Here is a 665-nt window from a genome sequence, read left to right as displayed (position 1 = left end):
CTGATATGGTCATCTCCAGATCGGCATAGCCAGTCATAAAGATAACATCTGCTTTTCGGTCGCTATCATTGAAGGCTTCTTCCCACTCAATACCAGAGCGACCAGGAAGATTGATATCGAGAACGATCAGGTCGAAGTGTTCATTGCAACGTAGCGTTTCTGCTTCTTCTACTGAGCCTGCACTCGACACCTTGCCAAAGTACTTACCTAGTGCTTTCTTTAAAATTGCCTGCATGCCAATTTCATCATCGACCACCAGGACCGAAAACGCCTGATATTGAGTCAAGGTGTTTGGATTGAGGTTAGAGGCGTTTGAACTAGGTAAAGACATAATGATCAGCCGAAAGGGAAAGTTGGGACAGAGTGTACCAATTAACCTTTTGTTCAACAGGGACAATGTGCGACATTTTGTCCTAGCTCATGTTTTGGTTCATTTTATATAGCGAAATGACGCAGTTTTGTCCGAAATAACAGCAATTTAATGAGACTTGATGCATTATTTGTTGGCATTAAGATTGCTTATAGGGAGAGGATTTCTAATTACTATAATTAGCATCTTATGCACATGTCCTTCTTTGAGCCCTTTAAAACTGAAGACATGTCATTCATTTCTAACAAAATGGACATAATAATAATGAAAGCAATTCCCCTAACTATTGCAGCTC

At 40.3% G+C, this 665-nt stretch carries 1 protein-coding gene; it reads right to left on the bottom strand.

Annotated features, from left to right (window positions below; genetic code table 11):
- The coding region (locus tag BCT81_RS23640) for a response regulator (protein ID WP_133152703.1) at nucleotides 1-331 on the bottom strand (331 nt) is incomplete at its 3' end.
- Between the last annotated feature and the right edge of the window lie 334 nt (nucleotides 332-665).

This window comes from Vibrio sp. 10N.261.52.A1, from assembly GCF_002876325.1.
In the GTDB taxonomy this organism is placed as follows: Bacteria; Pseudomonadota; Gammaproteobacteria; order Enterobacterales; family Vibrionaceae; genus Vibrio; species Vibrio chagasii.
The sequence above is the reverse complement of the archived record's forward strand: the minus strand, read 5'-3'. Positions and strand labels throughout refer to the sequence as shown.